General features: G+C 44.6%; 4 protein-coding genes. 1 reads left to right on the forward strand and 3 read right to left on the reverse strand.

From position 1 onward, the window contains the following. Positions 1–9: 9 nt before the first annotated feature. From CH376_RS18545 to CH376_RS18555, 3 genes are all read right to left on the reverse strand, one after another. Positions 10–1,224, reverse strand: a complete 1,215-nt coding sequence (locus CH376_RS18545) for a class I SAM-dependent rRNA methyltransferase (protein ID WP_100787632.1) — start codon at positions 1,222–1,224, stop codon at positions 10–12. 41 nt (positions 1,225–1,265) lie between these two features. After that, on the reverse strand, positions 1,266–2,555 hold the full coding sequence (locus tag CH376_RS18550) for a citrate synthase (RefSeq protein ID WP_100787633.1): 1,290 nt from the start codon (positions 2,553–2,555) through the stop codon (positions 1,266–1,268). 552 nt (positions 2,556–3,107) lie between these two features. Beyond that, positions 3,108–5,360, reverse strand: a complete 2,253-nt coding sequence (locus CH376_RS18555) for a lytic transglycosylase domain-containing protein (protein WP_100787634.1) — start codon at positions 5,358–5,360, stop codon at positions 3,108–3,110. Between the two features lie 58 nt (positions 5,361–5,418). Here CH376_RS18555 and CH376_RS18560 point away from each other — a divergent pair, with 58 nt between their 5' ends. Beyond that, entirely contained in the window at positions 5,419–6,723 is a 1,305-nt protein-coding gene (locus CH376_RS18560; RefSeq protein ID WP_100788290.1) for a tetratricopeptide repeat protein, read from the forward strand. The last annotated feature ends 142 nt before the right edge of the window (positions 6,724–6,865 follow it).

Below are 6,865 nucleotides of genomic sequence, written 5' to 3' on the forward strand. Positions count from 1 at the left end.
TCGAGGCTTTCAGCTTGTTTTACAATTTTCATAGATATGTACCTTAAAATAATTTCCTTCTGGAAACTGGCTTCTTACCGGATGATCGTCTTCCGGTTTTAGGCTTTCGAATCTTTCGTATTTCCAACCGTGAGATCTGAGTATATTCTTTGCAAGAGATTCCAATTCTTGGGAAGCGATTCTTCCGGAACAGGAACAAAGGATGATCGTTCCCGATTCTTGCAAAGAAGTAAGAGAACTTGCAAATAGATGCGAGTATGTCTTGAGTGCGTTTTTTTTCGATTTCGCGTCCGGCGTCAAATTCGGAGGATCGATGACGATGAGTCCGAATTTTTGATCCTTCAATACGTCTTCCAATTCTCTAAAAAGATTTTTTTGAACGAATCTATGTTTGCAGGAACTTCCGTCCTTCTTTAAACTCAATACTCTTTGGAAAGAATCCAAGGCTTCCTTGGAACCGTCGACGGATGTCACCGAACGAGCTCCCGCGGCGTCCATGCAGATCGATGTGAGCCCCGTATGGGAGAAAAGATGAAGACAATCCTTTCCTTTCGAGATCTCTTTTCTTTCCAAGAGGAATTTTCTGCGATTGCGAAGATCTAAAAAGATTCCGCCCTTTTGTCCTGGAAGTTCGACCGGAAATTTCACGTTTTGTAAAGTAACGGTTTCCCGGACGATTATGGAAGTCCCGCCTTTTCCTTGTTTGGCGCCTCTCCAGATTCTTTCCGATACTTTATCGTCTCCTCCCGTTTTTTCCGGAGGATCCAGAATGATTCTGGAAGGTAAAGATTCTCCTAATTTAGAATTTCTGCATAGATCGTATAAGTTCCAGACGATCCATCGGCCGTATACGATGAGAGAAGAAGAATAGATACGAACGACCCAGGTTCCGCCGATTTTGTCCACGGTCACTCCGGGGAAGAGGTCGTTTTCACCGTGAAGGATACGATATGCGTTAGTCGTCTTTCGGACTTCCTTTCTTTTGTGAAGCGCCGAGATCAGATTCTCCCGTATTTTTTCTTTGGAAAATTCCGGAAGGTTCTGTATGACTCGGATTCGGATCAATCCGTTTTTGGAATAGATTCCGGTTGCGATCGGACGATTCTCCGTCGAAAAAAGAGTCAGCCATTCTCCGTTTACAAACGGTGTCGCCGCGGAAGAAAGATTTCCGCTGAAGATCCAAGGATGTTTTCGTTTTACCGAGAGTTCGCTCTTCCGGTTCAATTGATATCTACGGAACCGGAAGGTGGAAGGTAGGGAAGGGTTCAGGCTTTTTTCTTGGCCTCTTTGTAAGAGGTCTCAGTCGCTCCGACGTAGATCTGTCTTGGGCGACCGATCTTCATATCGGTGGACTCGATCATCTCTTTCCACTGAGCGATCCAACCCGGAAGACGACCCATCGCAAACATTACGGTGAACATGTTCACAGGAATTCCCAAAGCACGATAGATGATTCCGGAATAGAAGTCCACGTTCGGATAAAGTTTTCTTTCCACGAAGTAAGGATCGTGAAGCGCCGCTTCTTCGAGTTCTTTAGCAATGTCTAATAGAGGATCTTGGATTCCGAGTCGTTTGAGAACGCTGTCACAGGCTTTTTTGATGATCTTTGCGCGAGGATCAAAATTCTTATAAACTCTGTGACCGAATCCGGAAAGACGGAAAGAATCGTTTTTGTCTTTCGCTTTTTCGACGATCTTTTTGACGGGAAGTCCGCTCGCTTGGATCTCTTGGAGCATCTCCAATACTTCTTGGTTCGCTCCTCCGTGTCTTGGACCCCAGAGCGCGCAGATTCCCGCGGAGATAGCGCCGTAAAGATTTGCGAGTGAGGATCCCACCAAACGTACGGTAGACGTGGAACAGTTTTGTTCGTGGTCCGCGTGTAAGATGAGCAGAAGGTTGAGCGCCTTTACGATTTCAGGGTCGATCTTGTAGTCTTCGCTCGGAACGGAAAACATCATGTTCATAAAGTTTCCGCAATAGTCGAGGCTGTTCAAAGGATGAATCGTCGGTTGGCCGATCGATTTTTTAAACGCGAAAGCCGCGATCGTAGGAAACTTTGCAAGAAGACGGATCATGGAGATATGTCTGTGTTCCGCGTTTTCGGGATCGTAAGAATCCTGATAGTATGTCGAAAGAGATCCAATCATCGAAGACATGATCGCCATCGGATGTCCGTCTTTCGGAAATCCGTTGTAGAGACGTTTGAGATCCTCGTGGATCAGAGTGTGCATGGTAAGCTCTTCGTTCCACGTTTTGAGTTCCGCATCGGAAGGAAGTTTTCCGTAGATTAAAAGATATGCGACTTCGGTGAACGTGGAGTTTTCCGCGAGTTGTTCGATCGGAATTCCTCTGTATCTTAGAATTCCGAGTTCTCCGTCCAGGAAAGTGACTGCGCTCGTGCAAGCTCCGGTGTTCAGATAGCCGTTGTCCAGTGTGACATACCCGGTTTGTTGACGGAGTTTTGATATATCGACCGCTTTTTCGTTTTCGCTGCCCACGATGATCGGGAGTTCGTATTCTTTCCCGTCTATCTTCAGAATTGCTACCTCAGCCATGTTCCTCTCCTGGAAAATATAAAATTATCATTCCGGCTCTATAAACGAGTCCGGTCGTTCAAGTGCGTTAAAACCGATTCAGATTCCTATCCTATTCTTTCTATCAGAGAGACAATCCAAAAAATCAAAACGAATAGGAACTTGATCGGAAGATTTCGATTTCATTTTAGAATTCTTGAATGCTATACATTTGAATAGTGTTGCGTTTGCGGAAAACTTGATAAACGGATCACATACATAGCGCTTCGGAATTTGAAATCAATGATTGCAATTTTTTTCTTCCGCAAACGAAGAAAATCCGAGAAGGTCTTGAGGGAATCGCGATCCAAAAGGTGTTTTGATACGGACGTTCGGAGGTCCTCTTTGTTATACGTAAGATGGTTTTAGCCTATCTTCGGTTTATTTTTCTCGAAGGTTCGGAAGCTAATCAAAACCGATCGAAAGTTTCCATCGTTGGGAGGACGATTCGGGTCTCGCCCAAAAAAAATCGTCTATGATCTGAGCGTAAGCAAGTCTTTGAGGAATGGAGATCCGATTTAAAAAATCTTTTTATCAGAGATTTTTGTACCTTCTCAGGTTTTGATAGTTGTAATAATTGGAAGAAACGATTCTGCAATAATCGCGAGGCTCTTTGACCGGAAGCTCTTCCAGAAAATGATTGAAGTCTCCGTTGTAGTGATTGCGTTTCCATTTGCGAAGATTGCCGGGGCCGCCGTTGTAGGCGATCGACGCCCACTGAAGACTGTTCTCGTTCGAAGCCACTAAGTAACGTAAAAAACGCGCGCCCATTTCAATCGAGACCTCCGGATCAAAAAGTGAATAAGAATCCAGATTCATTCTTTTTGCAAGTTCCCGTCCGGTCGGTCCCATGATCTGCATGAGTCCTCTCGCGTTCGAAACGGACGTCGCATTTTCCTTAAAAAAAGATTCCTGACGCATGATCGCGTAGACGATGTCTTCGTCGATGTTTACATTTTTGGAAATGCTGGAAACCAATCCTCGATGCGGTCTCGGATAGATCCTCGCCGCAAGTTTGGACGGAAGAAGAATAACGTCGTCGCTGAGTTTTTCCTTTTTCATCAGCGCTCTTGTATGAAAGACGGTGAGATACGGCGTTCCGGTTTGTTCTCCGAGCGCCGCGAGAATTTCTTCCTTTTCGGTTTCTCCGATTCCCTGTTGTATTTTGTATCTTTGAACTAGCGTCAACGCGTGACCCATCTCTCCGACTTCCAGATATTCCTTGGCCGATTGCAGATAACGGTTTCCTCGTATCTTAGAATGCGCCGAATCGATTCTTACACTGAGTTGAAACGCCGAAGACTGCATTGCAAAATCCAAATCCCTTCCCAAAATTTTTCCGGAAAGATCGGGAATTCCCGCGGTGAGAGAGAGATATTCAAAAAGACTGTCTCGATTTCGAGTCGGATTGTTCGGAAGCGGAAGGCTCGCGATCTCTTCTTGGAATTCTTCCCGAATCACTCTCGTATAATAAGATCCGGGAATATGTCTGTAATACGTTTTTAACCAGGAGAGAAGTTCTTCGTTTCTTCCCGTTTTTTTAAGAAGCCGGAGATACCAATAGACGAGTCTTCCTTTTACCGGCAGGTCCGGAATTTTCCGAAGTGCGTCCTGCCAATATGCGTCTCCTAAAAAGTGTTCGTGATTTCCGGTAAGTAGATCGATGAGTTCGTCTTGTCGGATTAAATTTGTGGGACTTTTTTCAAGGGAGTCTATTAGATTTCTGAAATAGAGATCCTTGTGTCCCTGTTTTTTATAAGCACGAGCGTAGCTGTAAAGAACCTCGTCGTTTTTTTCGGCGCCTGAGTCGTTTAACAATTCGAGACCTTTTCCGGGAAGGCTCTGGTTAGTGAGTTCTCTCGACATAGATGCGGTAAAGTCGTGATGTGTGCGTGCGTGGTTTTGATTCTTTCTAAAAAAACCGGGAAGAGATTCGGGCTCAACCGCGACCATTGCCCTCGCCGTATTTCGAAACGGTTCGGCTTTGGAAAAGGAAACGTGTTCCAGATCTTTGAGAGATATAAGATTTCTTTTTTCGGAATTGTTTAAGAACGGAAGAAAGAGCGCCGCACGTTCCGGAGTTTGAGAGTTATAAAAATGAGTTCCTTTCCAGACTTGCAAGTCTTCGAAGATGAATTTTTTGACCGAGGATACGATGGAAGGATCCTCCAATATCGAATAAAAAATCGATTCCGCCTGTTCCGCGTTTCCGGATTTATAGAGAGATTTCGCATAACGGTATAAGATCATCGGTGAAAAAATTTCCGCTTGTTCCCGGTCGCTGAACGTTTTTGCGAAGTCAAGGCATTGCTGGATCATTCCCGCCTCGTAGTAGATTCTAAAAATTTCCGAGATCGCATTTTGCGAAACGGGATCGTTTTCTCTGGGGAATTTTTTGAGAAGTCCCACGAGTTCCTCTTTTGTGAGAATCTTTCTGTTTGAGGTTTCTTCGTAGAGTTTCCAGAGGGAAAGTTTTGTGATGACCGAAGAGGAAGGCATGGGCGAAGAGATGATTTCGAGAAGGTCCTGTCTTCCCGGCGAGTAAACCATTCTTCCTTTGAGAAGGGACACGAGATACGCGAACTTTTTCTCGTGACTTCCGTCCGGATGTTCTTCATGATAACGGACCAGAGCGTAGACCTCGGATTCGGTTCCGGGAACACGATCTCGAAAAATACGATGTATTTTTTGAAGACTGTAGGATTTGATCAGATATTTGAGATCATCGTTTGCGAGGAGGTTGCCGAAAATCAAAAGGAGTAGGCTGATGAGTGCGAATTTTTTCATTCGTTGTTGCTCTATTACCTTTTCGGCCTAAGGATTCAATCGCAAGAAGGAAATTCCAATGCAGACCCTGGAAAAAGACAAAACAACCGACGCGTGGCCGGAAATTACGCTCTCTTCCTTTACGGAAAAAATTCTTCCGAGAAAAAAAGGACCCGAGGGGCCCGCTCCCAGAAATCCCGAAATCCTAAGACTCAAATCCAAAATTTTAGAATACTTTTCCGGGGCCCTCAACAAAGTCCATTCTCCTTTTTCCAATCTTAGAATCGATCTTTTCGGAGAATTCCGTTTTCACGCCGACGCGAGTTCTCCTTTTGAAGAGGAAGGTCTTTCCGAGAGGGAAAAAAATCTTTTGAAAATTTTCTTCGAAGAATTGTACGAAAGAGCGATCGAAGACCATCAATCCGATCCCGAGATCTTTCAAGTTTTAGAATCCTATCTCCTCCACGAACATGAGTTAGACGAATATCTGGAACTGACCCGAGTATTCGACGAGGATCTTCCGTTTATCGTGGAAGCGAGACAGTTGTTAGCCTTGATGGGAAAAATCGAATATTCGGATTCTTTGAATCAGGAAGGGAGTTCGCGTTTTCAGAAATTCGGTTTTCGTTGGAAATTCGGCGGTTTGGAGTTGGAGGATCGCGAAACGATTTACGATCTCGTCGTTACGGGAGAAGAGCCCGGCCTTTTGGGACTCGCCTGGGTTTTGTATAAACACGAGACTTCCGGTTTTAGAACCGTTTTTCCGATCGAAAGAAAAATTCTTTCAGCTATCGATTCTTTTTCCTCCGAGGAAAAGGAATCTTTTTTCAAAGCGTATTCTTCCCGTCACGGTTATCTTGAGAATTATTTCGTCCTGAAGCAATTTCATCCGAGGGAATATAGAAAGGCCTGGCTCGAGGGAGAGAAAAAGAAAAACGGAAGATCGGTTTTGTTGGGTTCTTTGCAGGACAATATCCTTGCCGGGCAGGACGATTCTCTGGAGAAACGTTATGCGCTCTTGAAGGAGAATCATCTGGTTTACACTTTGTCTCCGTTCGAACTTTTGATTCTTCTGAATTCTACGGAGTCCTCCAACGTGGAGCACGAGATCGCCGGTGTGAAGGAAAAACTTCCGGATTCTTATCTTACAAAACGGGCTCAGCTTGCTCTTCGTTTTTTTAAAAAGAATTTCGAAGAATTTATCAATACGATCGAGCAATGCGGACGTTTTCGTTTTACACCGGAGATGATTTATCTTCACGGGGTCGCGCTCGTGGAAACCGGGAAGGCTGAAGAAGGGATCGGACTTTTGGAAAGTCTTTTGTTTCGTTTTCCGGATTCGGATTATTTGCGTCTTGTTTTGGAACGTTATAAGAAGAATTGAGAAAGTAGGAACTCCTTCGTTTTTGGGCCTTGCGGTGAGACTTTCAAAAAGTAGGAACTCCTTCGTTAATGTGGATTGGGGAGATATGTAGTGGAACTAGGTACTGATACGGTTGGAGAAACTTCGGAGATAACTAGGTGGA

The organism is Leptospira adleri (genome assembly GCF_002811985.1).
Taxonomy (GTDB): domain Bacteria; phylum Spirochaetota; class Leptospiria; order Leptospirales; family Leptospiraceae; genus Leptospira; species Leptospira adleri.

What these genes read in the sequence shown, in the direction of transcription:
- CH376_RS18560 (WP_100788290.1), top strand. Translation starts at nt 5,419, where the DNA reads ATGCAGACCCTGGAAAAAGACAAAACAACCGACGCGTGGCCGGAAATT.
- CH376_RS18550 (WP_100787633.1), bottom strand. Translation starts at nt 2,555, where the DNA reads ATGGCTGAGGTAGCAATTCTGAAGATAGACGGGAAAGAATACGAACTC.
- CH376_RS18555 (WP_100787634.1), bottom strand. Translation starts at nt 5,360, where the DNA reads ATGAAAAAATTCGCACTCATCAGCCTACTCCTTTTGATTTTCGGCAAC.